The 23414-nt window shown below is 71.6% G+C and carries 24 protein-coding genes and 1 tRNA gene; 12 read left to right on the forward strand and 13 right to left on the reverse strand.

The window, feature by feature from the left end; genetic code table 11:
- Positions 1 to 7: 7 nt before the first annotated feature.
- Genes ABZ193_RS11855 through ABZ193_RS11885 form a run of 7 tightly spaced genes read right to left on the reverse strand, consistent with a single transcriptional unit; the run spans position 8 to position 6979 of the window.
- Positions 8 to 772, reverse strand: a complete 765-nt coding sequence (locus tag ABZ193_RS11855; RefSeq protein ID WP_354709809.1) for an SDR family NAD(P)-dependent oxidoreductase — start codon at positions 770 to 772, stop codon at positions 8 to 10.
- Positions 769 to 2208, reverse strand: a complete 1440-nt coding sequence (locus ABZ193_RS11860) for an aldehyde dehydrogenase family protein (RefSeq protein WP_354709844.1) — start codon at positions 2206 to 2208, stop codon at positions 769 to 771. The genes ABZ193_RS11855 and ABZ193_RS11860 overlap by 4 nt, the downstream gene beginning before the upstream one ends.
- Complete coding sequence (locus ABZ193_RS11865; protein ID WP_020416291.1) at positions 2208 to 2972, reverse strand: ATP-binding cassette domain-containing protein; 765 nt, start codon at positions 2970 to 2972, stop codon at positions 2208 to 2210. The genes ABZ193_RS11860 and ABZ193_RS11865 overlap by 1 nt, the downstream gene beginning before the upstream one ends.
- The gene (locus tag ABZ193_RS11870) at positions 2969 to 3739 is read right to left on the reverse strand and encodes an ABC transporter ATP-binding protein (RefSeq protein WP_354709811.1); all 771 of its coding nucleotides are present in this window, start codon (positions 3737 to 3739) and stop codon (positions 2969 to 2971) included. The genes ABZ193_RS11865 and ABZ193_RS11870 overlap by 4 nt, the downstream gene beginning before the upstream one ends.
- A complete protein-coding gene (locus ABZ193_RS11875) occupies positions 3736 to 4554 on the reverse strand; it encodes an ABC transporter permease (protein ID WP_354709812.1) in 819 nt (272 codons plus the stop codon). Before ABZ193_RS11875 ends, ABZ193_RS11870 begins: the two co-directional genes overlap by 4 nt.
- Complete coding sequence (locus tag ABZ193_RS11880; RefSeq protein WP_020416288.1) at positions 4551 to 5498, reverse strand: ABC transporter permease; 948 nt, start codon at positions 5496 to 5498, stop codon at positions 4551 to 4553. The genes ABZ193_RS11875 and ABZ193_RS11880 overlap by 4 nt, the downstream gene beginning before the upstream one ends.
- Positions 5498 to 6979 (reverse strand): ABC transporter substrate-binding protein, encoded by a 1482-nt coding sequence (locus ABZ193_RS11885; RefSeq protein ID WP_027935592.1) that lies wholly within the window; start codon positions 6977 to 6979, stop codon positions 5498 to 5500. The genes ABZ193_RS11880 and ABZ193_RS11885 overlap by 1 nt, the downstream gene beginning before the upstream one ends.
- A gap of 74 nt (positions 6980 to 7053) precedes the next feature.
- On the opposite strand from ABZ193_RS11885, the gene ABZ193_RS11890 reads away from it, so the two are divergent.
- A complete protein-coding gene (locus ABZ193_RS11890; protein WP_354709814.1) occupies positions 7054 to 7794 on the forward strand; it encodes a FadR/GntR family transcriptional regulator in 741 nt (246 codons plus the stop codon).
- A 44-nt stretch (positions 7795 to 7838) separates the two neighbouring features.
- Positions 7839 to 8690, forward strand: a complete 852-nt coding sequence (locus ABZ193_RS11895; protein WP_237335808.1) for a class I SAM-dependent methyltransferase — start codon at positions 7839 to 7841, stop codon at positions 8688 to 8690.
- On the opposite strand, the gene ABZ193_RS11900 is transcribed toward ABZ193_RS11895, so the two are convergent.
- Positions 8687 to 9175, reverse strand: a complete 489-nt coding sequence (locus tag ABZ193_RS11900; protein WP_237335809.1) for an SRPBCC domain-containing protein — start codon at positions 9173 to 9175, stop codon at positions 8687 to 8689. The genes ABZ193_RS11895 and ABZ193_RS11900 overlap by 4 nt on opposite strands.
- Entirely contained in the window at positions 9172 to 9510 is a 339-nt protein-coding gene (locus ABZ193_RS11905) for a helix-turn-helix domain-containing protein (RefSeq protein WP_354709815.1), read from the reverse strand. The genes ABZ193_RS11900 and ABZ193_RS11905 overlap by 4 nt, the downstream gene beginning before the upstream one ends.
- Before the next feature lie 85 nt (positions 9511 to 9595).
- Between ABZ193_RS11905 and ABZ193_RS11910 the strand changes: the two genes are divergently transcribed.
- On the forward strand, positions 9596 to 10618 hold the full coding sequence (locus ABZ193_RS11910; protein ID WP_354709816.1) for a patatin-like phospholipase family protein: 1023 nt from the start codon (positions 9596 to 9598) through the stop codon (positions 10616 to 10618).
- Here ABZ193_RS11910 and ABZ193_RS11915 read toward each other — a convergent pair.
- Positions 10615 to 11778, reverse strand: a complete 1164-nt coding sequence (locus ABZ193_RS11915; protein WP_354709817.1) for a macrolide family glycosyltransferase — start codon at positions 11776 to 11778, stop codon at positions 10615 to 10617. The two genes, ABZ193_RS11910 and ABZ193_RS11915, sit on opposite strands and share 4 nt — an antisense overlap.
- Before the next feature lie 87 nt (positions 11779 to 11865).
- Between ABZ193_RS11915 and ABZ193_RS11920 the strand changes: the two genes are divergently transcribed.
- Complete coding sequence (locus tag ABZ193_RS11920; RefSeq protein ID WP_020416280.1) at positions 11866 to 12288, forward strand: PPOX class F420-dependent oxidoreductase; 423 nt, start codon at positions 11866 to 11868, stop codon at positions 12286 to 12288.
- Here ABZ193_RS11920 and ABZ193_RS11925 read toward each other — a convergent pair.
- Positions 12273 to 13322 (reverse strand): PLP-dependent transferase, encoded by a 1050-nt coding sequence (locus ABZ193_RS11925; RefSeq protein ID WP_237335813.1) that lies wholly within the window; start codon positions 13320 to 13322, stop codon positions 12273 to 12275. The two genes, ABZ193_RS11920 and ABZ193_RS11925, sit on opposite strands and share 16 nt — an antisense overlap.
- Before the next feature lie 85 nt (positions 13323 to 13407).
- On the opposite strand from ABZ193_RS11925, the gene ABZ193_RS11930 reads away from it, so the two are divergent.
- Positions 13408 to 13782 (forward strand): FKBP-type peptidyl-prolyl cis-trans isomerase, encoded by a 375-nt coding sequence (locus tag ABZ193_RS11930; protein ID WP_020416278.1) that lies wholly within the window; start codon positions 13408 to 13410, stop codon positions 13780 to 13782.
- Here ABZ193_RS11930 and ABZ193_RS11935 read toward each other — a convergent pair.
- Entirely contained in the window at positions 13775 to 14656 is an 882-nt protein-coding gene (locus tag ABZ193_RS11935) for a LysR substrate-binding domain-containing protein (protein WP_237335814.1), read from the reverse strand. The genes ABZ193_RS11930 and ABZ193_RS11935 overlap by 8 nt on opposite strands.
- Before the next feature lie 73 nt (positions 14657 to 14729).
- Between ABZ193_RS11935 and ABZ193_RS11940 the strand changes: the two genes are divergently transcribed.
- Positions 14730 to 15629, forward strand: coding sequence for a serine/threonine dehydratase (locus tag ABZ193_RS11940; RefSeq protein ID WP_354709820.1), 900 nt, complete (start codon positions 14730 to 14732; stop codon positions 15627 to 15629).
- A gap of 279 nt (positions 15630 to 15908) precedes the next feature.
- Here the strand turns inward: ABZ193_RS11940 and ABZ193_RS11945 are convergent.
- A tRNA-Leu gene (locus tag ABZ193_RS11945) sits at positions 15909 to 15991 on the reverse strand.
- A gap of 132 nt (positions 15992 to 16123) precedes the next feature.
- On the opposite strand from ABZ193_RS11945, the gene ABZ193_RS11950 reads away from it, so the two are divergent.
- From ABZ193_RS11950 to ABZ193_RS11975, 6 genes are all read left to right on the forward strand, one after another.
- Positions 16124 to 17335 carry an FhaA domain-containing protein gene (locus tag ABZ193_RS11950; RefSeq protein ID WP_027935589.1) on the forward strand — a complete coding sequence of 404 codons (1212 nt, stop codon included), beginning with the start codon at positions 16124 to 16126 and terminating at the stop codon, positions 17333 to 17335.
- A gap of 124 nt (positions 17336 to 17459) precedes the next feature.
- Positions 17460 to 17927, forward strand: a complete 468-nt coding sequence (locus ABZ193_RS11955) for an FHA domain-containing protein (protein ID WP_026153666.1) — start codon at positions 17460 to 17462, stop codon at positions 17925 to 17927.
- Positions 17924 to 19249: a PP2C family serine/threonine-protein phosphatase gene (locus tag ABZ193_RS11960; RefSeq protein WP_020416272.1), complete on the forward strand. Its 1326-nt coding sequence runs from the start codon at positions 17924 to 17926 to the stop codon at positions 19247 to 19249. Before ABZ193_RS11955 ends, ABZ193_RS11960 begins: the two co-directional genes overlap by 4 nt.
- Positions 19249 to 20745 carry an FtsW/RodA/SpoVE family cell cycle protein gene (locus tag ABZ193_RS11965; protein WP_020416271.1) on the forward strand — a complete coding sequence of 499 codons (1497 nt, stop codon included), beginning with the start codon at positions 19249 to 19251 and terminating at the stop codon, positions 20743 to 20745. The genes ABZ193_RS11960 and ABZ193_RS11965 overlap by 1 nt, the downstream gene beginning before the upstream one ends.
- Positions 20742 to 22208: a penicillin-binding protein 2 gene (locus tag ABZ193_RS11970; protein ID WP_020416270.1), complete on the forward strand. Its 1467-nt coding sequence runs from the start codon at positions 20742 to 20744 to the stop codon at positions 22206 to 22208. Before ABZ193_RS11965 ends, ABZ193_RS11970 begins: the two co-directional genes overlap by 4 nt.
- A 3-nt stretch (positions 22209 to 22211) precedes the next feature.
- Positions 22212 to 23393: a serine/threonine-protein kinase gene (locus tag ABZ193_RS11975; protein WP_020416269.1), complete on the forward strand. Its 1182-nt coding sequence runs from the start codon at positions 22212 to 22214 to the stop codon at positions 23391 to 23393.
- Positions 23394 to 23414 lie beyond the last annotated feature (21 nt).

Genomic DNA, 23414 nt, shown 5'->3' on the forward strand with positions numbered 1-23414 from the left:
TCCCTCCTCATTCCGGCGGTGTGTAGCGGCCGTCCACCGCGGTCCAGCCGCCGTCGACGGCCAGCACCGCCCCGGTGACGAAGCTCGCGGCGTCGGAGGCCAGGTAGACGACGGCCCCGGCCAGCTCGGACGCCTTGGCCCAGCGGCCGAGCGCGCTCTTGCCCGCGTACGCGGCGTACCAGTCGGGGCTGGCCTTGATCTGTTCGGTCAGCGGCGTCTCGACCACGCCGGGCGCGATCGCGTTGACCCGCACGCCGGACGGCCCGAACTCGGCGGCCGCGGTGCGGAACAGCTGCACGAGCCCCGCCTTCGTCGCCGCGTACGGCCCCTGACCGGGTTCGACGGTGGTGCCGCGGATCGAGGAGAACCCGATGATGCTGCCGCGCCCACGCTCGACCATCCCCGCGCCGAAGGCCCGGACGACGTCGAAGGTCGCGCCGAGGTTGAGCGCGACGACCCGGTCGAACTCCTCGCGCCGGTAGTCGAGCAGGCGTTTGCGCACGTTCGTCGCCGCGGTCAGCACGACGACGTCCAGCACACCGAGCTCGCCCGCCGCCCGCTCGACGGCGGAGGAGTCCAGCACGTCGATCTCGTAGGAGTCGCCGCGGATCTCGCGCGCGGTCTCCGCCGCGGCGGCGGCGTTGCGGTCCGCGCAGACCACCTCCGCGCCGTGCGCGGCGAGCGCGAGCGCCGACTCGCGGCCGATGCCGCTGCCCGCGCCGAGCACCACGGCACGCTTCCCGTCGAGCCGGAACAGCTTCTCGTAGTTCACGCCCTGATCACCGCCATTCGCGTCACGGTCAGCTCGTCGATCGCGAACCGCGGTCCCTCGCGCCCGATGCCGGAGTCCTTCACGCCGCCGTAGGGCATGGTGTCCGACCGGAACCCGGGCACCTCGTTCACCACGACACCGCCGACCTCCAGCTCGTCGAGCGCCCGCATCGCGGTGCGCAGCGAGCGGGTGAACACGCTCGCGTGCAGCCCGTACCGCGAGTCGTTGACCTGCGCGAACGCCGTGTCCACGTCGGCCACGCGGCGCAGGCAGACCACCGGCCCGAAGATCTCCTCGTCCCAGCAGTCCACGCCGTCGGGCACGTCCGTCAGCACGGTCGGCCGGATGATCCCGTCCACCGCCTCGCCGCCCGCGGCCACCTTCGCGCCCGCGGCGACCGCCGCCGAGATCCAGTCCAGCACGCGACGGGTGGACCGTTCGTCGATCAACGCGGACACCCGGGTCTTCTCGTCCCGCGGGTCGCCGGTGACGACCTCGGGCAGCCGGGCCAGCAGGCGTTCGGTGAACTCGTCCGCCACCGCGTCGACGACGAGCAGCCGCTGCACGGAGATGCACGCCTGCCCGGACGCGTAGAACCCGCCGCGCAGCACCGCGTCCACGGCCGCGTCGAGGTCGGCGTCCTCGGCGACCACCAGCGCCGAGTTCGAACCCAGTTCCAGCAGGGTCTTCCGCGGCGCCGCGTCCTTCGCGATCCGGTGCCCGACGGCAGCCGAGCCGGTGAACGACACCGCGCCGATCCGCGGGTCGGTGACCAGCGCGGATCCGACCTCGGCATCACCGGTGACCAGCTGGACCATCGGCAGCGGCGCGTCCACGGCCGCAGCGGCCTCGCGCACGAGGTGCACCAGCCACAACGTCGACAGCGGCGTCTGCGGCGCCGGTTTCACGATCACCGGGCACCCCGCCGCGATGGCGGGCGCGATCTTGTGCGAGGCGAGCAGCAGCGGGTAGTTGAACCCGGCGATGCCGACGACCACGCCGATCGGCTTGCGCACCCAGAACCCGGTGAGCCCCTCGCCGGCGGGCAGCAGGTCCAGCGGCACGGTCTCGCCGTGCAGCCGGGCGACCTCCTCGGCCGCGGCCTGCCACGTCACCATGGTGCGGGCGACCTCGACGCGGCAGTCGACGAGCGGCTTGCCGGTCTCCACGACCAGCAGTCCCTCCAGCTCGTCCCGCCACTCCACCAGCGACCGGTGCACGCCCAGCAGCACCTCGCGGCGCACGTGCGAGGGCAGCTTCGCCACCTCACGCGCGACGAGCACCGCCTCGTTGACCGCGAGGTGCGCCAGGTCGGGCGTGCCGACCGGCGCCCGCGCGACCACGCAGCCGTCGTAGGGGAACCTGATCTCCGTCGTGTCCGGTGTGGACACCCAGTCGGACCCGATCGGCAGTCCGTCGGGATAGGGGTCGAACATCATCGTCCTCCCTGCAGCCTGGCCAGTTCCGCACGCAGGTTCGGGGCCGCCGCGACGAGCTCCCTCGTGTAGGGATGTCGCGGATCGCCGTAGACCTGTTCCACCGCGCCCAGCTCGACGAGCTCCCCGGAACGCATCACGGCGACCGTGTCGCAGACCCGGCGTACCACGGCGAGGTCGTGCGAAACGAACACCAGCGTCAGCTCGAAGCGCTCGGTCAGCTCGGCGAGGAGGTCGAGGATCTGCTTGCGCACCGACACGTCCAGCGCGCTGACCGGCTCGTCCGCGATCAGCACCCGCGGGCGCGGCGCGAGCGCGCGGGCGATCGAAATTCGCTGCCGCTGCCCGCCGGAGAACTGGTGCGGGTACCGGCTCGCCGCGTCCGGCGGCAACCCGACCGCGGTCAGCAGCTCCGCGACGCGGTCCGGATCGCGGCGGCCCAGCGGTTCGGAAATGATGTCCCGCACGCGCATCCGCGGGTCGAGCGAGCCCATCGGGTCCTGGAACACCACCTGCAACGCGTTGCGCAGGAACCCCAGCTTCCGCTCGGGCAGGCCGTCGATGCGCCTGCCGTCGAAGGAGATCTCGCCGGAGGTGGGCCGGTCCAGCCCGGCCAGCAGGCGCACCAGGGTGGACTTGCCGGAGCCGGATTCGCCGACGATGCCGAAGCGCTGCCCGGCCGCGACGGTGAACGACACCCCGCGCAGCGCGTGCACCTCGCGTGGCCGCCGGTAGTGGCGGTGGACGTCCCGCAGTTCGATCACGCCGCCTCCAGGTCCGACGCGGCCAGCAGCTTCTTCGTGTAGTCGTGCCGCGGCCGGGTGAGAACGTCCGAAGTGGACCCCTCTTCGACGATCCGGCCCTCGAGCATGACGAGCACCCGCGTGCACACCCGCGCCACCACCGCGAGGTCGTGCGTGATGAACAGCAGCGCCGTCTCCCGCTCCGCGACTCCGGTCAGGATCAGGTCGAGCACCTGCGCCTGCACGGTGACGTCCAGCGCCGTCGTCGGCTCGTCGCAGATCAGCAGCGCCGGATCGTTGGCCAGGGCGATCGCGAGCACCACCCGCTGCCGCTGACCGCCGGAGAGCTGGTGCGGGTAGGCGCGGGCGAGCTGCTCCGGATCGGGCAGCTTCACCGCGTCCAGCAACGCCACCGCGGCCTCGTGTGCGGCTCGCCGCGACTTGCGGGTGTGCAGCCGGATCGCCTCGGCGACCTGGCGGCCGACGCGCATCAGCGGGTTCAGCGCGGTCATCGGCTCCTGGAACACCATCGCCAGGTCCCGTCCCCGCCGACGCGACAGCTCGCGTTCGGACGCGCCCAGCAGCTCGGTCCCGGTCAGCTTCGCGGAACCGCTCGCCCGCAACCCCTCCGGCAGCAGGCCCATCACCGCGGACGCGGTCAGCGACTTGCCGGACCCGGACTCGCCGATCAGCCCGACCCGCTCACCGGCGCCGACCGCGAACGACACCTCGCGCACCAGCGGGTGCGCGCCGGCGTGCACGGACAACTCCGAAACTTCGAGGGTCATCGCCGCTCCAGCCGGGGGTCGAGTCGGTCGCGCAGACCGTCGCCGAGCAGGTTGAACCCGAGCACCGCGATCGCGATCGCCAGACCCGGCACCAGCGCGAGCCGCGGTTGCACGGTCAGCAGTTCCTGGGACTCCTGCAGCATGCGCCCCCAGGACGGCGTCGGCGGCCGCGTGCCGAACCCGAGGAACGACAGCGCCGCCTCGGCCAGCACCGCGATGCCGAACGACACCGAGCACTGCACGATCACCAGCCCGCCGATGTTCGGCAGCACGTGCCGCCGCGCGATGAAGAACCGCGACCGGCCCGCCGAGCGCGCCGCCAGCACGTACTCCGTGCTCATCACCTGCAACGTGCCGGAGCGGGCCACCCGCGCGAACGACGGGATGGTCGCGACTCCGATCGCGATCATCGCGGTGACCGTGCTCGCGCCGTAGACCGCGCCGAGCATGATCGCCAGCAGCAGCGCCGGGAACGCGAGCACCAGGTCGTTGACCCGCATGACGAACTCGCCGAGCCACCGCTTCGACATCCCGGCCAGGATCCCCAGCGGCGTCCCGACCAGCGCGGCGACGCCGACCGCGAGCACGCCGACGTACAGCGTCGTGCGCGCGCCGACGAGGATCTGGCTGAACACGTCCCGGCCGAACTTGTCGGTGCCGAACCAGTGCTCACCGGCCGGCCCGAGCAGCCGGGCGGTCGATTCGACCTTCAGCGGATCGTGCGGCGTCCACACGAACGACACCAGCGCCGCCAGCACCACGAGCCCGACCAGTACCGCCCCGGCGATCAACGCCGGCGATGTCCGCCCCTTCACCGCGCCGTCCTCAGCCGGGGGTCGATCACCACGTACAGCAGATCGACCACGAAGTTGACCACCAGCACCGCGACCACCAGCACGAGCACGATGCCCTGCACCGACAGCAGGTCACGCGCCGACACCGAGTCCAGCAGCATGCTGCCCAGACCGGGCAGCACGAACACCCGCTCCACCACGACCGCGCCGACCAGCAGCGTGGTCAGCTGGAGCCCGAGCACGGTCACCACCGGGACGGCGGCGTTGCGCATGCCGTGCCGCATCAGCGCCGGGTACGGACGCAGGCCCTTAGAGCGGGCGGTGCGCAGGTAGTCCTGGCCGAGCGTGTCCAGCACCGCCGAGCGCACGTACCGGGTGAGCACCGCGCCCTGCACGAGCCCGAGCGACAACGCGGGCAGGATCAGCCCGCGCAGGAACTCGCCGGTGTCGACGTTCGGCGGCGTCCACCCGCCCGACGGCAGCCACCGCAGCTGCACCGCGAACACCTGCACCAGCAGGATCCCGGCGAGGAACGCCGGCACCGCCACCCCGAGCTGCGACAGGCCGGAGATGGCCGTGCCACCGAAGCGCCGGTGCCACACCGCGGCCAGCGCGCCGAACGGCACCGCGAGCACGACCGCGACCAGCATCCCCGCGCCCACCAGCCACAACGTCACGCCGAGCCGGTCCACCAGCTGCGGCCCGATCGCCTCGCCGGTGACGTAGGAGCGGCCGAAGTCGCCCTGCAGCACCCCGCCCATCCAGCTCAGGTACTGCTCGACCAGCGGCCGGTCGAGCCCGAAGTCGGCGCGCGTCCTGGCGAGCAGCTCCGGGGTGGCGTTGATGCCGAGCGCGACCTGCGCCGGATCGCCGGGCAGCACCGCCATGAACGCGAACACCACGATGGAGGCGACCAGCACGCTGACCACCAGGATCGCCACGCGGCGCAGGATCGCGGCGGTCATCAGCCCAGCCCCGTCAGGTCGAAGGACTCGCTGACCTGGTTGGCGGCGAGCCCGGTCACCTTCTTCTTCGCCACCACGACGTTCGGGTACAGGAACAGCCAGTCGGCGGCCGCGTCCGCGGTGATGGTGCGGGCGGCCTCGCGCATGTCCGCGACCTGCTGCTCCGGCGTGCCCGCGTCCGCGTCCGAGATGAGCTGCTTCACCCGCGGGTTGTCGTAGCCCCAGTAGTACTTGGGGTTGCCGAAGGTGGTGATGTCACGGGCTTCGACGTGCTGGACGATCGAGGCGTCGAAGTCGTGGTCGGTGAAGACCTGCTTGAGCCACACGGCCGGGAAGTCCAGCGGCTCGATCGTGACCTGCACGCCGATGTCGGCCAGATCCGAGGCGACCACCTGCGCGGCGGCCGTCGCGTACGGCAGGTTCGCGACGCGCAGCCGGATCGACAGGTTCGTCTGCCCCGCCTCGGCGAGCAGCGTCTTCGCCTGCACCGGGTCGTGCGGGTAGTAGCCGGCGAGGTCCTCGTACCAGGGGTCGGTGGGCGGGACCATGCTGCCGAGCACCGTGCCGCGACCGGCCCACGCGGTGTCCAGCAACGCCTTGCGGTCGATGGCCAGGGTGAGCGCGCGGCGGACGCGCACGTCGTTGAAGGGTGCTTTCGCGCCGTTGAAGGAGAGCACGACCTCGCCGTTCGTGGTGCCCTGCAGGACGGTGAACCGGTTGTCGTTCTCGAACTGCGGGATCGAGTCCGGCGCGGTGATCTGCGCGATGACGTCGATGCCGTTGCTGAGCAGCGCGTTGTTCAACGCGGTCGGATCCTTGATGTACTTCAGGATCACGGTCCGGTAAGCCGGTTTCCGGCCCCAGTAGCCGGGGTTGGCGGCCAGGACGATCGAATCGCCGCGCCGCCGGGACTGCACCTCGTACGGCCCGGTGCCGACGGGCTTGCCCGCCAGGTCGGCGACCCCGGTGGGGCTGAACATCGCGCCGACGCGGCCGGTCATGTCGAACAGCCAGCCGTTGCTGGGTTTCTTCAGCACCACCCGGGCGTGCAGCGGGTCGACCACCTCGACGTGGTCCACGACGTCCATCTTGGACTTGATGGAGATCGTCCAGTCGGTCTTGACCCGGTCGATCGAGAACTTCACGTCGTCGGCGGTGAACGGCGCGCCGTTGCTGAACGTCACGCCGGGCTGGAGCTGGAAGTCGTAGGTGCGCCTGTCCTCGCTCACGGTCCAGGACCTGGCGAGCAGCGGCACGATCTTGCCGCTGCTGTCGAGCTTCACCAGGCCCTCGTAGACGTTGTAGAGCAGGGCCTGCGGGATGGCCGTGCCGTCGGTGCGGGTGAAGTCGAAGTTCGCCGGCTCGGCGGTGAACCCGACCGCGAGCGTGTCCGGGCCGGAGCCGACCGTCGCCGTGGATCCGGCGGAGCAGGCCGAAACCACCAGCAGTAGCGCGAGTGCCGCGGAAATTCGGACTTTCATCCTCACCCCGAGTCAGTATGCTGGTCCGACCAGTAGCCTAGGTTTGCACCACACGGGGTGAAGGTCAAGACACGATGGAATTCGAGCCGGTCAGCCCGGTCCGCGCCTACGAGCGGATCGTGGAACAGATCGAGCAGGCCGTGCTCACCGGCCGGCTCCGGCCGGGCGAGCGGCTGCCCGGCGAACGCGAGCTGATGGCCCAGTTCGGGGTCAGCCGCTCCACGATCCGCGAGGCGCTGCGGGTCCTGCAGGCCGGCGAGGTGATCCGCTCGCGCCCTGGTGATCCGCGCGGGCCGGAGGTCCTGCCCGCGTCCCCGGCGAGCCTGCAGAAGTCGCTGGACCGGCTGGCGCGCGCGGAAACGCTCGGGCTGGCCGAGCTGCTGCAGTTCCGGATGATCCTGGAGGGCTCGGCGTACCGGCTGGCCGCCGAGCTGCGGACCGAAGAGGACCTGTCGGAGTTGCGCGCGGCGCTGGCGGCGATGACCGAGAGCCTGGACGACTACGCGACCTTCAGCCGCGCGGACGTCGCGTTCCACGACGTGGTCGCGCGGGCCGGGCGGAACACGCTGATCGTGGTGTGCGGCAAGGTCGTGCGCGGGGTGGTGCTGGACCTGATCGCGGGCAAGCTGGAGAACTCGACGGACCGGCAGTCGCTGATGGCGGCGTCGGTCGCGCACCACAAGGAAGTGCTGCGCGCGGTGGAGGACGGCGACGGCCCGCTGGCGGCCCGGCTGGCGCGGCGCGCCCTGTTCGACTACTACGCCGAGTACGTCGGCGCGGACGAGCGGATCGTGCTGGAACACCTGCTGGACTGAAAATTCCGTGGTGCCACGCAATGGTTGATCGCTACCGTCCGGGCGTGGCGTACGAACACCCGCTGGCCTACGTCCTCGGCCTGGAAGGCCTGGCGCTGCTGCGATCCTTCCGCGGCGAGCACGACCGCGCGTTCGTCGCGGAACGCCTCGCCGAGATCCGCCGGCTGCTGGCGGAGTCCCCGGACGGCGTGGAGGTCGCGCACGTCGACCCGGTCGAGGGCTACGACCTGTGGGCGCCGACCTACGACTCCCCGAACCCGGCGTTCGACTTCGACGAGCCGTTCGTGCGCGAGATCGCCGGCCGGCTGTCCCCGGGGGTGGCATTGGACGCGGCCTGCGGAACTGGCCGGGTGACGGCGGTGCTCGCGGAGTGCGGCCACCGGGTGGTGGGCGTCGACTCCTCGCCGGGGATGCTCGAACTGGCCCGGAAACGCTTGCCCGACGGGGAATTCCACGTCGGGAGCCTCACCGAGCTGCCGTCCGGGCCGGTCGACCTGGTGACCTGCTCGCTCGCGCTGACGCACGTGCCGGACCTGGGCCCGGTGTTCGCGGAGTTCGCGCGCGTGTTGCGCCCCGGCGGGTGCGTGGTGATCGCCGACGTGCACCCGGAGCAGGTGGCGCGTGGTCACGTCCCGGCGGTGCGCCGCGCGGACGGTGCGCCCGGCCGGGTCCTTTCGCACTGCCACCGCACCGGCGACTACCTGCGGGCCGCGCTCGCCGCCGGGCTGGAACCGGTGCGGTGCGAGGAACCGGCGGCGCCGGCGCGGGAGATCCCGGCGTCCGAGCCCGGCCCGTGGGAGACGTGGCCGTGGTCGCTGGCCGGACTGGCGCCGGCGGCCGCGCAGGCCGCCGGCGCCGGTGTCCCGTCGATGATCCTGTGGGAGTTCCGGAACTAGTCCTCGGCCAGTAGCGCGTCGATCTGGCCCTCGGCGAGCTTCATGCCCTCCTCCATGCCCATCTCGATCAGCTTTTCCAGCTGCTCCAGGCTGTCGAAGGAGTTCACGGTGGTCATCCGGGTGCCGCCGCCGTTCGCCTCGATGGTGACCGCGCAGTGGATGACCGGCATCTCCGTGTTCCGCTCGCCCTTGTCGTCGGCGAAACCGTCGTCGAACTCCAGCCGGTGCGGGGCCTCGACCGCGGTGATCTCCCACCAGCCGTGGGACTTCGTGCCGTCCGGCCCGGTCATGAAGTAGCTGGAGCGGCCGCCTGCCTTGAAGTCGTGCTGCTCGAACGTGGCGGGCCAGGTCGGCGGGCCCCACCACCGCTCGAGCTTGCGCGGGTCCTCCCACACCCGCCACACCCGCTCCGGCGCGGCGTCGTACTCCGCGACGATCGTGAGGGTGAGGGCTTCGGTGTCCTTGTGCGAGCTGATGACCGTCATTCGTCCTCCTCGGACAGGATGTCGCCGATCGCGTCGGCGCGGTGGCGCCAGATCTGTTCGTATTCGTCGAGCAGGCGGGCCGCCTTGCGCAGGACCTCGGGATTGCCGTGCACGAGCTGCTCCCTTCCGCTCCGCTGTTTGACGACCAGCGACGCCCGCGCGAGCACCGCCACGTGCTTCTGCACGGCGGCGAAACTCATGTCGTACCTGCGGGCGAGCTGCGAGATCGACTCCTCCTGGCGGAGCACCCTGGTGACGATGTCGCGCCGGGTGGCGTCCGCGAGTGCGTGGAAGATGCGGTCGATCTCCGCGTCGCCGAGTTGACTTACAACCACATGGTTGTACGTTAGTGGTCGCGGGACCGTCTGGCAAGAGGTGACTCCTTGCTCCCGGTGGGACACCCGTAGTACACCCGTCCGTATGACTGGGGTCGGGCTTTGCCTGTCCGGTGGCGGCTATCGCGCGATGCTGTTCCACCTGGGCGCGTTGTGGCGCATCAACGAACTGGGCTGGCTGCCCGAGCTGACGCGGATCTCCAGCGTCTCCGGCGGCTCGATCACCGCGGGCGCGCTCGCCGTCGCGTGGCCGCGGCTGGAGTTCACCGGCGGGGTGGCGGCCAACTTCACCGACGAGGTCGTGCGGCCAGTGCGCGCGCTCGCCGGGCGGACGCTCGACGTGCCGGTGATCCTGCGCGGCTTGGTGACGCCCGGCCGCAGCACCGGGGAGGTCCTCGCGGCGGCGTACCGGAAGCACCTGTTCGGCGACCTCCTGCTGCCGGACCTGCCCGCGCACGGCCCGCACTTCGTGTTCACCGCGACCGACCTGCAGGACGGCGACCAGTGGTGGTTCTACCGGGAACGGCAGCAGGACCCGCCGGTCCAGCTCGCGACCGCGGTCGCGGCGTCGTCGGCGTTCCCGCCGTTCCTGTCGCCGGTCGTGCTGACCACGCCGGTCCCGGGCGAGGACCGGCGCATCGAGCTGAGCGACGCCGGCGTGTTCGACAACCTCGGCCTGGACCCGGTGATCGGGCACTGCGACACGGTGCTCGTCAGCGACGCGGGCAAGCGGATGGACAAGCTGCGGTCGGTGTCCCGGAACTGGCCGGGCCAGCTGCTGCGCACGCTGGACATCATGGACAACCAGGTCCGCACGCTGCGCACGTCGTCGCTGATCAAGTCCTATGTGGACGGCACTTTCGCGGGCGCCTACTGGGGCAGCTACAGCGACATCGACAACTTCGAGGTCGACGACGCGCTCCCCGCGCCGCTCAGCCGGACCCGCGCGCTCGCCGAGTCACCCACCCGGCTGCGGCGCACCCCGGCCGCCGCGCAGGAGCGGCTGATCAACTGGGGCTACGCCATCTGCGACGCCGGAATGCGCCGGTGGGTCGACCCGAAGGCCAAGCCACCAGCGGACTTCCCCTACCCCGCCGCGGGCGTTTAGCGGAGCAGCTCCTCCAGGAGGTCCGCCGCCCGAGTGGAGCCGCCCTCGGCGCGGGTCTCGTCGCGCAGCCGGGCGGACCTGCGGGCGACCTCGGGGTCGGCGACGAGTTCCAGCAGGGTGCTCCGCAGCAAGTCGGCCGTCGCGTCCGCGGTGTCGATCCGCCGCGCCACGCCGAGTTCGACCAGGCGGTCGGCGTTCATGAACTGCTCGGCGGCCTGCGGCACCGCGATCATCGGCACGCCCGCGTGCAGTCCTTCCGCGCTGCTGCCCATGCCGGCGTGCGTGACGAACGCGTCCGCCTGCGCCAGGATCGCCGGCTGCGGCACCCAGGACCGGACCTCGACGTTGGCCGGGACCTCCCCCAGCTCGGCCGGGTCGACGTACTTGCCGATCTGCAGCACCACGTGCCAGCCGGGCAGGTTCCCGAACGCGGCGAGGCATTCCCGGTAGAACGCGGCCTGGCGCGTGTAGGCCGAGCCGAGCGAGACCAGCAGGACCTTCCCGGCGTCCGCGGGTCGCGTCCACGCGCCGACATCCCCGCGGTCGCCGAGGCACGGCCCGACGAAGGTCACGCTGTCGTCCACCCGGTCGGCGTTCGGCTGCATCGCGCGGGGGATCAACGCCAGCGCGCGCGGCGGCCGGCCGGAGAACGCGTCGCTGTCCAAAGTGGTCGCCCCGGACGAGGCGAGCCAGTCGGCGAACTTCGCCCGGTGCGCGTCGGCACCGGGCAGCGCCCACAACTGCGCCGCGACCTCTTCCTCGTAGCCCTTCCAGGCCACGAACGTCGGCGACAACTGCACCAACGGGCGCCCCTGCGATTCGGCGAGGACGCGCGCGCCGTACGCGCCGATGTCGTAGAGGTAGAGGTCCGCCGGATCCGCGTCGTACACGGCACGCAGCTGCGGGAGCGCCTGGATCGCGTCGTCGAGGAACAGGTCCATCGCCGCGATCGGGTCGGCGGGCCAGTCGTTGTCGGCCACCGGCAGCGTCGAGGTGCACGGCACCAGTTCGGCGCCGGTGGGCTCGATCAGGTGGGCCACGGCCGGGTCGTTGGCGTAGGTCACGCGGTGGCCGCGGGCGACCAGCTCGCGGATCACTTCGAGGCTGGGCAGGACGTGGCTGACGGCCGGGACCCCGACCATGGCGATGTGCTTGCTCATGTCAGCGGCGACCCTAGCGTGATCACGCCGGGCGGGCATCCGGATTTCCTTGACCTCCAGTTATCTGGAGGTTCTAGCGTGAATCCCATGATCTTCACCGAACGCGAGCGCGCGTACCTGGCCGGCCAGCGGCTCGGCCGCATGGGCACCGTCGACGCCAAGGGGCGCCCGCAGGTCCGGCCGCTGAGCTTCCGGCTCAACGACGACGGCACGATCGACATCGGCGGACCCGCGCTCAGCAAGAGCCAGAAGTGGCGCAACCTCGAACGCAACCCCGAGGTGTCGTTCGTCGTCGACGACATCACCCCGGACGAGCCGGGCGCCGTCAAACCCGGCTGGGGGCGCGGCGTCGAGGTCCGCGGCACCGCCGAACTGATCACCGGCGTCGAGCCGCCGGAGTTCGGGCGCGGCTTCTTCAGCGACGAGCTGATCCGGATCCACCCGCGCGTCGTGCACGCCTGGCACCTGGACCCGGACCAGCTGACGCGGCGGGCTCAGGTCAGCGCCTGAGCCAGGTCCCGCCAGAGGTCCTCGGGGTCCTCCAGGCCGACGCTGAACCGCACCAGGCCGGCGGGCACGTGCGCGTCGCCCGGCCACATCGCGCGGCGCTCGACGATGCTCTCCACCCCGCCGAGGCTGGTGGCGTGCCGGATCAGCCGCAGCGACGCGCACAGGCGGTCGGCGGCGTCCGCGTCGGCGAGGTCGAAGGCGATCATCGTGCCCTGGCCGGGGTAGCGCACCTTCGTCACCGCCGGGTGCGCGCCGAGCCGCTCCGCGAGCAGCGCCGCGGTGCGGGACTGTTCGGCCAGCCGGACCGGAAGCGTCCGCAACCCGCGCAACGCGAGCCACGCCTCCAGCGCGCCGGGGGTGGCGCCGTTGCGGGTGCGGGCATCGCGCAGCTCCGCGGCCACGCCCTCGTCCGCGGCGATCGTCAGCCCGAGCAGCAGGTCGCTGTGCCCGCCGATCAGCTTGGTCGCGCTGTGCACGACGATGTCCGCGCCCAGCGACAACGGCTGCTGGGCCAGCGGCGTGGCGAACGTGTTGTCCACGACGACCCGCGCGCGCTGACCCGTCAGCGCGGCGATGTCGATCAGGTCGAGGGTCGGGTTGGTCGGCGACTCGACCCACACCACGTCGGCCTCGCGGGCGGCGGCCAGCCAGCCCTCCCGGTCGGACGGCTCGATGCGGCGCACCTTCAGCCGCCCCTTGGCCGCGGCGTGGTCCAGCAGCCCGCGGGTGCCCGCGTAGCTGTAGACCGGCACGGCGACCTCGGCGCCGACGTCCAGCAGGTCCAGCACCGCGGCCGCGGTCGCGATGCCGGAGGCGAACGCCGTCGCGTGCCCGCCTTCGAGCGCTCCCACGGCTTCTTCGAGCGCGGCCCAGGTCGGCGTGCCGTCCTCCCGCGCGTACCGGAAGCCCGCGCCGGCGAGGTAGGTGCTCGCCGGGACCAGCGGGGTGTTCAGCGGCTCACCGGCTTCGTCCGGTCGTCCGGCGGCCACCGCACGGCTGCGCGGCGTGAGGTCGTCGAGGTTCACGCTGCTCATTACAACAGCCGACCACGAGCTGGGCGTGCGGCCCCCGGAGCCGCTGGGTACCGTGCAGCGACCGCAAACACAGGGAGGAACACGCATGGCACTCGAACGCCCCGAGGTCGACAAGCCGACCGGGCCGCCCCCGGCCGAGCTGGAAGTCACCGACCTCACCGTCGGCGACGGTCCCGAAGCCGCCGCGGGCAACGTCGTGTCCGTGCACTACGTCGGCGTCTCGCACTCGACCGGCGCGGAGTTCGACGCGTCCTGGAACCGGGGTGAGCCGCTGCGCTTCCCGCTCGGCGCCGGGCACGTCATCCCTGGCTGGGACCAGGGCGTGCAGGGCATGAAGGTCGGCGGCCGCCGCCGTCTGGTCATCCCGCCGCACCTGGCCTACGGCGACCGCGGCGCGGGCGGCGTCATCAAGCCGGGCGAGACCCTCGTCTTCGTGGTGGACCTGGTCGACGTCAGCTGAGCCGGGACGCCACCCGCGCCAGCAGGCCGGCCACGGCCTCGACGTGCGCGGCCGGCCGGGGGCGGTGCACCGCGTACACCTCGCGGTCCAGCGCGCTCCCGGCCAGGTCGCGCACCACGATCCCGTCGGCGCCGCGCACCACGCTCGCCGGCACCAGAGCCGCGCCCAGCCCGGCCCGGACCAGCGCGAGGATCGCCGCGTAGTCCCGGGTCTCGTAGGCGATCCGCGGCTCCACCCCGTCCTTGGCGGCCAGCAGGTCCAGGCACTGGCGGTCGGCCGAGATCCAGTCGTCGTCGGCGAGGTCGATCAGCTTCACCTCGGGCTTGCGCGCGGCCGGGTGGTGGGCGGGCAGCACCAGCCGCAGCCGGTCGGCGAGCAGCGGCACCCGCGTCAGCCCGCGTGACGGCGGCAGCTGCCGCCCCGGGTAGCGGTGGGTGATCAGCAGGTCCAGCTCGCCCGAGACCACCAGGTCGTAGCCCTCCGGCGGCTCCAGGTCCACCAGCCGCAGCCGGGTCGACGGGTACGCGCGCCGGAACTCCCCCACGACCTGCGGCAACAGCACCTGCCCCGCAGTCGCGAAGGTGCCCACCGTCAACGCGGCGGGCGGCTGGTCGCGCAGCGCCGCAAGCGTTTGCTCCGCCTCCCGCAGCTCCCCCGCGATCGCCTCGCCGTGCCGGACCAGCAGCCGTCCGGCCTCGGTGAGCACCGTGCCGGTCGCGCGGCGCTCCAGCAGCGCGCAGCCCGCCTCGCGTTCGAGCCGGGCCAGCTGCTGGGACAGCGCGGAGGCGGTGAAGCCCATGTTCCGCGCCGCGGTGGCGATGGACCCGGCGTGGGCGACCTCGACCAGGACGCGCAGCCGTTCGGCGACGAGCATGCCGTAAGTATCGCTAATGCCGGGCAACGGGAAAGCGCTGGCGGCTTACGGCCGTCCTGCGCACAGTGGACTCATGACAAGCACGGTCGTCCCCGACGTCACAGCCGCCGCGGAGCGCATCCGCCCGTACGTCCGCCACACCCCGGTGCTGCGCGCCGAAGTCGACGGTCGCCCGCTCGTGCTGAAGCTCGAGCACCTGCAGCGCACCGGCTCGTTCAAGCTGCGTGGCGCGCTGAACGCCCTGCTCGCCGGGGAGCGGCCGGAGCAGGTCGTCACCGCGTCCGGCGGCAACCACGGCATCGGCGTGGCAACCGCCGCGGCGATCCTCGGCCTGCCCGCGACCGTGTTCGTGCCGGACGGCGTCCCGGCCGGCAAGGCACGCCGGATCGAGGCGGCCGGCGCGCGGCTGGTGCGGGCGGGCGCGCGGTACGCCGACGCGGCGGCGGCAGCCCACGAAGCCGCGCAGGCGCCGGGCGCGCGGTACGTCGAGGCCTACAACGACCCGGTCGTGATCGCCGGCCAGGGCACGGTGGCGGCGGAGATCGTCGCCGACGCACCCGAGGTGGATGCGATCGCGGTGGCCGTCGGCGGCGGCGGGCTCGCGGCCGGGGTGGCGCTCGGCTCCGGCGGGCGGCTGACGGTCGCGGTCGAGCCGGAGCAGTGCTCCTGCCTGCACCAGGCGCTCGCGGCCGGGCGCCCGGTGGACGCGGAGGTGGACTCGGTCGCCGCGTCGGCGCTGGGCGCGACCCGCGTCGGGGAGGTCCCGTTCGAGGTGCTGTCCGGGCCGGGCGTGCGGTCGCTGGTCGTCAGCGAGGCGGAAATCCTCGCGGCGCGGGACCGGCTGTGGGACGAGTTCCGGCTGGCCGTCGAACCGGCGGCCGCGGTGCCGTTCGCCGCGTGGCTGGCCGGCGCCGTGCCCGGCGAAGTGCCGTGCGTCCTGCTCTGCGGCGCCAACGCCGACTGGACGCCGTGACCACCACGGGGCCGGGCCGGATCCGATCCTGGTGAGCATCGCCACCGCCGCCGCTACGCCTGAGGCGCCGGAGACCGTCGAGGTCCTCGCCGATCTCGTCCAGCCGCCCCGCCGCGGCCACGTTCAGGTTGTCCCGTCGACGCGGTCACGCATGTGACAGTCCCCGTCGTTGTGCATCAGAACGCCCACCACCTCGCGGGAGCGCTCCGCACCGCGGCCGGGTGAGATACGTGGAACGAAAAAACCCGGGCTCTGGGATCCAGAGCCCGGGTCATCGGGTGGGCGAGGAGGGAGTTGAACCCTCACGTCCTTTCGGACACACGGACCTGAACCGTGCGCGTCTGCCATTCCGCCACTCGCCCGAGTTGCCTGCGACAGCGAAGAGAACTCTAGCAGGCCGTTTCGGGGCCCTTCACCGGGGGTCGTGTCGAAGGGCGCGGATCCCGATAGGATCGATGCGAAAGCACATGGTGCGAAGGAGGGTGAGGGGTTCCGTGGGTCGCGTTGAGCGCTTCGATCGACGCCTGGAATCCCTGGTGGGAAACACCTTCGCACGCATGTTCGGCGGCAACGTCGTCACGCAAGAAGTGGCGCAGGCCCTGGAACGCGAAGGCGAGGACAACGTTCGTGAGCTGGCCGGTGGCAGGCTGCTCGCCCCCAACCACTACATCGTGTCACTGGGGCCGACTGACTACGACCGGATGGCCGGCGATGAGTTGCGCGTCACCAGGGTGCTCACAGAAGCCGTCAAGGAGCACCTCGCCGAACACGGTTGGGACACCTATGGTGACGTCGTAGTTTCGCTCGAGCGCAACGACGCGCTGCATACTGGACAATTCAAGACCCGTTCATCCGTCGACCCCGACGTCAGCGCGCGTAACGTCGCGGGTGCAGGACGGTCAGCACGACCCAGCAACGCAGGAGACCCAGCAATGAGCCAGCCCCCCGGCTACGGCCAAGGCCAATACGACCAGGGTGACCCGTACGGCCAGCAGGGCCAGTACGGCTACGGACAGCAGGGACAGCCCGGTTATGACCAGGGTGGCTATGGCCAGCCGGGTTACGACCAGGGTTACGGCCAGCAGCCCGGGTACGACCAGGGCTATGGCCAGCAGCCCGGGTACGACCAGGGCGCCGGCTACGGCGGCCAGCCGGGTTACGACCAGGGTTACGGGCAGCAGCAGCCCGGCTACGACCAGGGCTACGGCCAGCCGCAGGGCGGCTACGACCAGGGTTACGGCCAGCAGCCCGGCTATGACCAGGGCTACGGCCAGCAGCCCGGTTACGACCAGGGCTACGGGCAGCAGCCCGGCTACGGCACCCCGCCGGGTGGCTACGGCCCGCCGCAGGGCGCTCCGGACCCGTACGCGCAGCAGGGCTACGCTCCGCCGCCCGCCGCGCCGGGCGCGGGCCGTCAGCTGCAGGCCGTCCTCCAGCTCGACGACGGCTCGAACCGGAACTACACCCTCAAGCAGGGCGGCAACGTCATCGGCCGCGGCCAGGACGCCGACTTCCGCCTGCCCGACACCGGTGTCTCCCGCCGCCACCTGGAGATCACCTGGGACGGCCAGAGCGCGACGCTCGCCGACATCGGCTCCACGAACGGCACCACGGTCAACGGCACGCCGGTGCAGACGTGGCAGCTCGCGGACGGCGACGTGATCCGGGTCGGCCACTCGTCGCTGGTGTTCCGCACGCAGGGCTGACACGCGCGCCGGTAACCTGCGCCTGACCGGGTTCGCACCCGAAATCCCGTGTCCCGCAGAATGACCCCTGCGGGACGCCGCGGCGCACGCGTGCCACGGTCGGGAGAACAGAAGGCGGAGACACGTGCCGGAGCTGGTCGTTCAACTCACCAGAGTGGGCTTTCTCGTGCTGCTCTGGCTGTTCGTGCTGGCTGCCCTTCGGGTGGTGCGCTCGGACCTGTACGCGGCGTCGGGCCTGAAGGTCGCGATGCCCGGGTTGCGCCGCGCCAAGGAGCAGAAGAAGCCGCGGGGCAACGCCAAGACGCCCCGCCAGCTGCTCGTCACCCACGGGGCGCTGGCCGGCACGCGGATCACCCTCGACGGCAGGCCGATCACGCTCGGCCGGGCCGACGACTCCACCCTGGTGCTGGACGACGACTACGCCTCGACCCGGCACGCCCGGCTGTCGCTGCGCGGCACGGACTGGTACGTGGAAGATCTGGGATCGACCAACGGGACTTATCTGGACCGGGCTAAGGTCACTGCACCCCTCCGAGTTCCACTCGGTGTCCCCATCCGGATCGGCAAGACGGTGATCGAGCTTCGCCCATGACACTCGTTCTTCGCTACGCGGCCCGCAGCGACCGTGGCCTGGTGCGGTCCAGCAACCAGGACTCGGTGTACGCGGGCCCCCGCCTGCTCGCACTCGCCGACGGCATGGGTGGCCATGCCGCGGGTGAGGTGGCCAGCAAGGTCGTGATCGCCTCGCTCGCCCCGCTCGACGACGACGAGCCCGGCGACGACCTGCTGACCATGCTGAGAGACGCGGTGGCCGGCGGCAACGCGGCCATCAGCGAACTGGTGGCGAACGACCCGGACCTCGACGGGATGGGCACCACGCTCACCGCGATGCTGTTCTCCGGTTCGCGCCTCGGCATGGTGCACGTCGGCGACTCGCGCGCCTACCTGTTCCGCAACGGGCAGCTCACCCAGATCACGCGCGACGACAGCTTCGTCAACGAGCTGCTCGAACAGGGCCGCATCACCGCGGACCAGGCCGCGACCCACCCGCAGCGCTCGCTGCTGCTCAAGGCGCTCACCGGGCACGAGGTGGAGCCGAGCCTGACCGTGCGCGAGGCCCGCGCGGGCGACCGCTACCTGCTGTGCTCGGACGGCCTGTCCGGCATGGTCAGCGACGAGACGCTGGCCGAGGCGATCCGCATCCCGGACCCGCAGGACTGCGCCGACCGGATGATCGAGCTCGCGCTCAAGGGCGGCGGCACCGACAACGTGACGGTCATCGTCGCGGACGTGGTGGACGTCGACTACGGCGAAAATGCCCCGATCGTGGGCGGCGCGGCCGGCGACGGCAGCGACCAGTACGACCACCAGGGCGACTCCCCCGCGGCCAGGGCACGCGCGCTGACCCAGCCGCCGCCTCCGCCGCCGCAGATGATCGCGCCGCCGGAGGAGCCGAAGAAGCGCCGCAAGTGGCGCTGGATCGTGGGCGTCCTGCTGGTGCTGGTGGTGCTGGGCGCGGGCGCGATCGCGACCCGCTACTTCGTGCTCAGCCAGTACTACGTCGGCGAGGGCGCCAATTCGGAGGTCGCGATCTTCCGCGGCGTGCCCGGCAGCATCCTCGGCATCCCGCTGCACCAGCAGGCCGAGGGCTCGTGCCCGTCCGGCGACCAGGTGTGCGACGAGCTGACCGTGCCGCAGCTGCAGCAGGACGCGCAGGCCGCGGTGCGCAACGGCGTGAAGAAGGACAGCCTGGCCGACGCGCGCGACTACATCGACAACTTCCTGCGCTACAAGACGCTGCGGGACTGCACCCAGACCACCATTCCCGGCGTGCCGACGCTGCCGAGCGAATCGACGAGCCAGCAGGCGGGGAGGGACTGCGCGACGACGACGGTGCCAGGTGGCGGTGGCTGATGAGCCAGCCACCGCTGTCGGACCAGGCAGCCTCCATCTACGCGACCAACCCCCCGCGGGAAATGCCGACCCGGCGTGGCACGGAACTGGCCATGCTGGGTTTCGCCGCGTTCATCGTGACCTGCGCGTTCGTGCTCGTCCAGGCGAACCAGGAGCAGGAGCTGTCCTGGTCGATCGTCTGGTACGGGCTGGCCTACCTGGGGCTGTTCTCGGTCGCCCACGCCGCCGTGCGCAAGTGGGCGGCGTACGCGGATCCGCTGATCCTGCCGTGCGTCGCGCTGCTCAACGGCCTCGGCCTGGTGATGATCTACCGGATCGACCTGGCAAACGCCGAGAAGGCGACGCAGGCCAGCAAGGACTTCACCGCGGACGCGCCGAAGCAGGTCTTGTTCACCGCGCTCGCGCTGGTGCTGTTCCTCGCCGTGCTGATCCTGGTCAAGGACCACCGGACGCTGACCCGCTACGGCTACACCGCCGGCCTGGTCGGCATGGTCGCGCTGGCGCTGCCCGCGGTGCTGCCCAGCTCGCTGTCCGAGGTCAACGGCGCGAAGGTGTGGCTGAAGCTGCCGGGCTTCTCCATCCAGCCGGCGGAGTTCTCGAAGATCCTGTTGATGATCTTCTTCGCGTCCTTCCTGGTGGCCAAACGCGACCTGTTCATGATCGCGGGCCGCAAGGTGTTCGGCGTCGAGCTGCCCCGCGCGCGTGACCTGGGCCCGCTGCTCATCGCGGCCGGTGTCTGCCTGCTGGTCCTGGTGTTCGAGAAGGACCTGGGCACCTCGCTGCTGCTGTTCGGCATCGTGCTGGTGATGCTCTACGTCGCCACCGAGCGCGCGATCTGGGTGGTCACCGGGCTGAGCTTCTTCATCGTCGGCTGCCTGATCGCCTACCAGCTGTTCACGCACGTCGAGCAGCGCGTGGCGAACTGGATCGACCCGCTGGCGACCTACTCCGACCCTGGCGGCGGCTACCAGATCGCGCAGGGCCTGTTCGGCCTCGGCACCGGCGGCGTCGGCGGCACCGGCCTCGGCGCCGGGCGCCCGGAGATCGTGCCGGAGTCCAACACCGACTTCATCACCGCGGGCCTCGGCGAGGAGCTCGGGTTCGTCGGGCTCGCCGCGATCCTGATGATCTACCTGCTGCTGGCCACCCGCGGCATGCGCAGCGCGCTGGCGGTGCGGGACACCTTCGGCAAGCTGCTCGGCTGCGGCCTGTCGTTCGCGATCGTCATGCAGGTGTTCGTGATCGTCGGCGGGGTCACCAAGCTGATCCCGATGACCGGCATCACGACGCCGTTCCTGTCCTACGGCGGCTCGTCGCTGCTGGCCAACTACATCCTGGTCGCCCTGCTGCTCCGCATCTCGGACGCGGCGCGGCGGCCCGCCCAGAAACCCCGGCCCAAGCAGCCGCAGCAGCAGGCTCCGCTGGCCGAGGCGCACACGGTGATGGTGCAGCGGCCGCCGGCCGGGGGCAATCCGACAGGGGAACCGACGGCATGAACAAGCCCATGCGCCGCGTCGGCATCGCCATGATCACCATGGTGGTGCTGCTGCTGGTCAACATCACCTACATCCAGGTGGTGAAGGCCGACGACTACCGCACCGACTCGCGCAACCAGCGGGTGCTGCTGGACCAGTACTCCCGGCAGCGCGGCAGCATCGTGTCGCAGTACGACGGCCAGGTGCTCGCCGACGTGGTGGCGACGAACGACAAGCTGAAGTTCGAGCGCCGCTACACCGACGGCCCGATGTACGCGCCGGTCACCGGCTACTACTCGGTGCGCTACGGCTCCGGCGGCCTGGAGCGCGCCGAGGACGACATCCTCAACGGCGAGGACCCGCGGCTGTTCGTGCGCCGCCTGTCGGACATGGTCACCGGACGGGACCCGCGCGGCGGCAACGTGCAGCTGACGATCAACCCGGCCGTCCAGTCGGCGCTGTACAACGCGATGACGTCGAAGGGCTACACCGGCGCCGCGGTCGCGATGAACCCGAAGACCGGCGAGATCCTCGCGATGGTCTCCACCCCGTCCTACGACCCGAACGCGCTGGCCTCGCACGACAGCACGGCCCAGCAGGAGGCGTGGACGCGGTTCACGGACGACCCGAAGGAGCCGATGCTCAACCGGGCGATCTCGCAGACCTACCCACCGGGCTCGACGTTCAAGCTGCTGGTCGCGGCCGCCGAACTGGAGAACGGCGCCACCGCCGACACCCCGGTGAGCAACGCGCCGAACGTGCAGCTGCCGGGCACCCGGGTCACGCTGGAGAACTACGGCGGCGCGGCCTGCCCCGGCACCACGTTCAAGGAAGCACTGGCGCACTCCTGCAACGTGCCGTTCGCGACGTTCGCCGGCCAGCTGGGCGCCGACAAGCTGAACCAGATCGCGGTCAACTTCGGCATCGGCACGCCGCTGTCGATCCCGATGAACGTGGCGCCGTCCAGCCTCGGTGAGATGGACTCGCAGGCCGCGCTGTACCAGAGCGGCATCGGCCAGCGCGACGTGCGGCTGACCCCGCTGCAGGACCTGATGCTGTCCGCCACGATCGCCAACGGCGGCATGGCCATGAAGCCGCAGCTGATCAAGAAGCTGCTCGCGCCGGACCTGTCCGACCTGGAGACCTTCTCGCCGCAGGAGCTGACCGGCACGCCGGCGCTGTCCGCGGAGAACGCGGCCGTGCTGCGCGACATGATGATCGCCTCCGAGGCCAACACCAAGGGCGGCGGCAAGCGCGCGAACATCCAGATCGCGTCCAAGACCGGCACCGCCGAGCACGGCACCGACCCGAAGGCCACGCCGCCGCACGCCTGGTACACCGCGTTCGCGCCGGCCGCCGACCCGCAGATCGCCGTCGCGGTCATCGTCGAGTCCGGCGGCAACCGCGGCCTGGAGGCCACCGGTGGCACCGTGGCGGCCGAGATCGGCCGCGCCGCGATCAACGCCCAGCTCGGGGGTGGGTAGCGCATGCTGTCCACCGGTCAGCTGCTGGCCGATCGCTACCGTCTCGTCCACCGCATCGCCGTCGGCGGGATGGGCGAGGTCTGGCAGGCCAGCGACACCCGGTTGGACCGGATCGTCGCGGTGAAGGTGCTCAAGGCCGAGCTGTCCCAGGACGCGGAGTTCCTGCACCGCTTCCGCACCGAGGCGCGCACGACCGCGTCGCTGAACCACCCCGGCATCGCGGCCGTGCACGACTACGGCGAAACGGTGGCGGGCGAGCACGCGATCGCCTACCTCGTGATGGAGCACGTCGACGGCGAGCCGCTGGCCGGGATCCTGATGCGCGAGGGCAGGCTGGCGGCCGACCGGACGCTGGACATCCTCGAGCAGGCGGGCAACGCGCTGCAGGCCGCGCACGAACGCGGTCTGGTGCACCGGGACGTCAAGCCGGGCAACATCCTGGTCACCCCGAACGGCACGGTGAAGGTCACCGACTTCGGCATCGCGAAGGCGGCCGACGCGGCACCGGTGACCAGGTCCGGCATGGTCATGGGCACCGCCCACTACATCGCGCCGGAACAGGCGCTCGGCCACGACGCGGAGCCGGCGAGCGACGTGTACTCGCTGGCCGTGTGCGGTTACGAGTGCCTGGCCGGGCACCGGCCGTTCCTGTCCGAGAACGCGGTCACGGTCGCGATGATGCACATCCGCGACCTGCCGCCGCCGCTGCCGCCGGACGTGCCACCGCACGCCCGCGCGGTCATCGAGGCGACCCTGGTCAAGGACCCGCGGCAGCGCTACAACAGCGGCGGCGAGTTCGCGGCCGCCATCGCCGCGGTCCGCAACGGGCACGCGCTACCGACGCCGTCCGGACTGGTGCAGACTTATGCCCCGGTCGTCGGCCCGGTGGCTGCCGTCGGCCCGGTTTCGCAGCCGGCGATGCAGCCGGTGAGCCCACCCGGTATGCCGCACCCGAGCGGGGTGCTGCCGATGCCGGTGCCACCGCGGCGGCGGGTGCCGATCGCCGTGTGGGTGCTGCTGGCCGTTCTGGTGGCCGGGATCGTGGTGGTTCTGCTGGTGCTCCTGCCCGACTGGGGCGGCGACAGCGGAACCGGCCGCGTCCCGGGCGGTCAGGTCGGCACGACCGACATGGTTCCCGGCACGCGGCAACTCCCTCCCCCCGAAGAGACGACCTACGAGGCATGATGAGCACACCTTGGACGGAAC

Source organism: Amycolatopsis sp. NPDC006125 (genome assembly GCF_040614195.1).
GTDB classification, from domain to species: domain Bacteria; phylum Actinomycetota; class Actinomycetes; order Mycobacteriales; family Pseudonocardiaceae; genus Amycolatopsis_E; species Amycolatopsis_E tucumanensis.

Bases quoted from the DNA above. Each gene is read 5' to 3' on its own strand.
- ABZ193_RS11860 (WP_354709844.1), bottom strand. From the start codon at position 2,208: ATGTTCGACCCCTATCCCGACGGACTGCCGATCGGGTCCGACTGGGTG.
- ABZ193_RS11870 (WP_354709811.1), bottom strand. From the start codon at position 3,739: ATGACCCTCGAAGTTTCGGAGTTGTCCGTGCACGCCGGCGCGCACCCG.
- ABZ193_RS11880 (WP_020416288.1), bottom strand. From the start codon at position 5,498: ATGACCGCCGCGATCCTGCGCCGCGTGGCGATCCTGGTGGTCAGCGTG.
- ABZ193_RS11885 (WP_027935592.1), bottom strand. From the start codon at position 6,979: ATGAAAGTCCGAATTTCCGCGGCACTCGCGCTACTGCTGGTGGTTTCG.
- ABZ193_RS11890 (WP_354709814.1), top strand. From the start codon at position 7,054: ATGGAATTCGAGCCGGTCAGCCCGGTCCGCGCCTACGAGCGGATCGTG.
- ABZ193_RS11900 (WP_237335809.1), bottom strand. From the start codon at position 9,175: ATGACGGTCATCAGCTCGCACAAGGACACCGAAGCCCTCACCCTCACG.
- ABZ193_RS11910 (WP_354709816.1), top strand. From the start codon at position 9,596: ATGACTGGGGTCGGGCTTTGCCTGTCCGGTGGCGGCTATCGCGCGATG.
- ABZ193_RS11915 (WP_354709817.1), bottom strand. From the start codon at position 11,778: ATGAGCAAGCACATCGCCATGGTCGGGGTCCCGGCCGTCAGCCACGTC.
- ABZ193_RS11920 (WP_020416280.1), top strand. From the start codon at position 11,866: ATGATCTTCACCGAACGCGAGCGCGCGTACCTGGCCGGCCAGCGGCTC.
- ABZ193_RS11925 (WP_237335813.1), bottom strand. From the start codon at position 13,322: ATGAGCAGCGTGAACCTCGACGACCTCACGCCGCGCAGCCGTGCGGTG.
- ABZ193_RS11930 (WP_020416278.1), top strand. From the start codon at position 13,408: ATGGCACTCGAACGCCCCGAGGTCGACAAGCCGACCGGGCCGCCCCCG.
- ABZ193_RS11935 (WP_237335814.1), bottom strand. From the start codon at position 14,656: ATGCTCGTCGCCGAACGGCTGCGCGTCCTGGTCGAGGTCGCCCACGCC.
- ABZ193_RS11940 (WP_354709820.1), top strand. From the start codon at position 14,730: ATGACAAGCACGGTCGTCCCCGACGTCACAGCCGCCGCGGAGCGCATC.
- ABZ193_RS11960 (WP_020416272.1), top strand. From the start codon at position 17,924: ATGACACTCGTTCTTCGCTACGCGGCCCGCAGCGACCGTGGCCTGGTG.
- ABZ193_RS11965 (WP_020416271.1), top strand. From the start codon at position 19,249: ATGAGCCAGCCACCGCTGTCGGACCAGGCAGCCTCCATCTACGCGACC.
- ABZ193_RS11970 (WP_020416270.1), top strand. From the start codon at position 20,742: ATGAACAAGCCCATGCGCCGCGTCGGCATCGCCATGATCACCATGGTG.
- ABZ193_RS11975 (WP_020416269.1), top strand. From the start codon at position 22,212: ATGCTGTCCACCGGTCAGCTGCTGGCCGATCGCTACCGTCTCGTCCAC.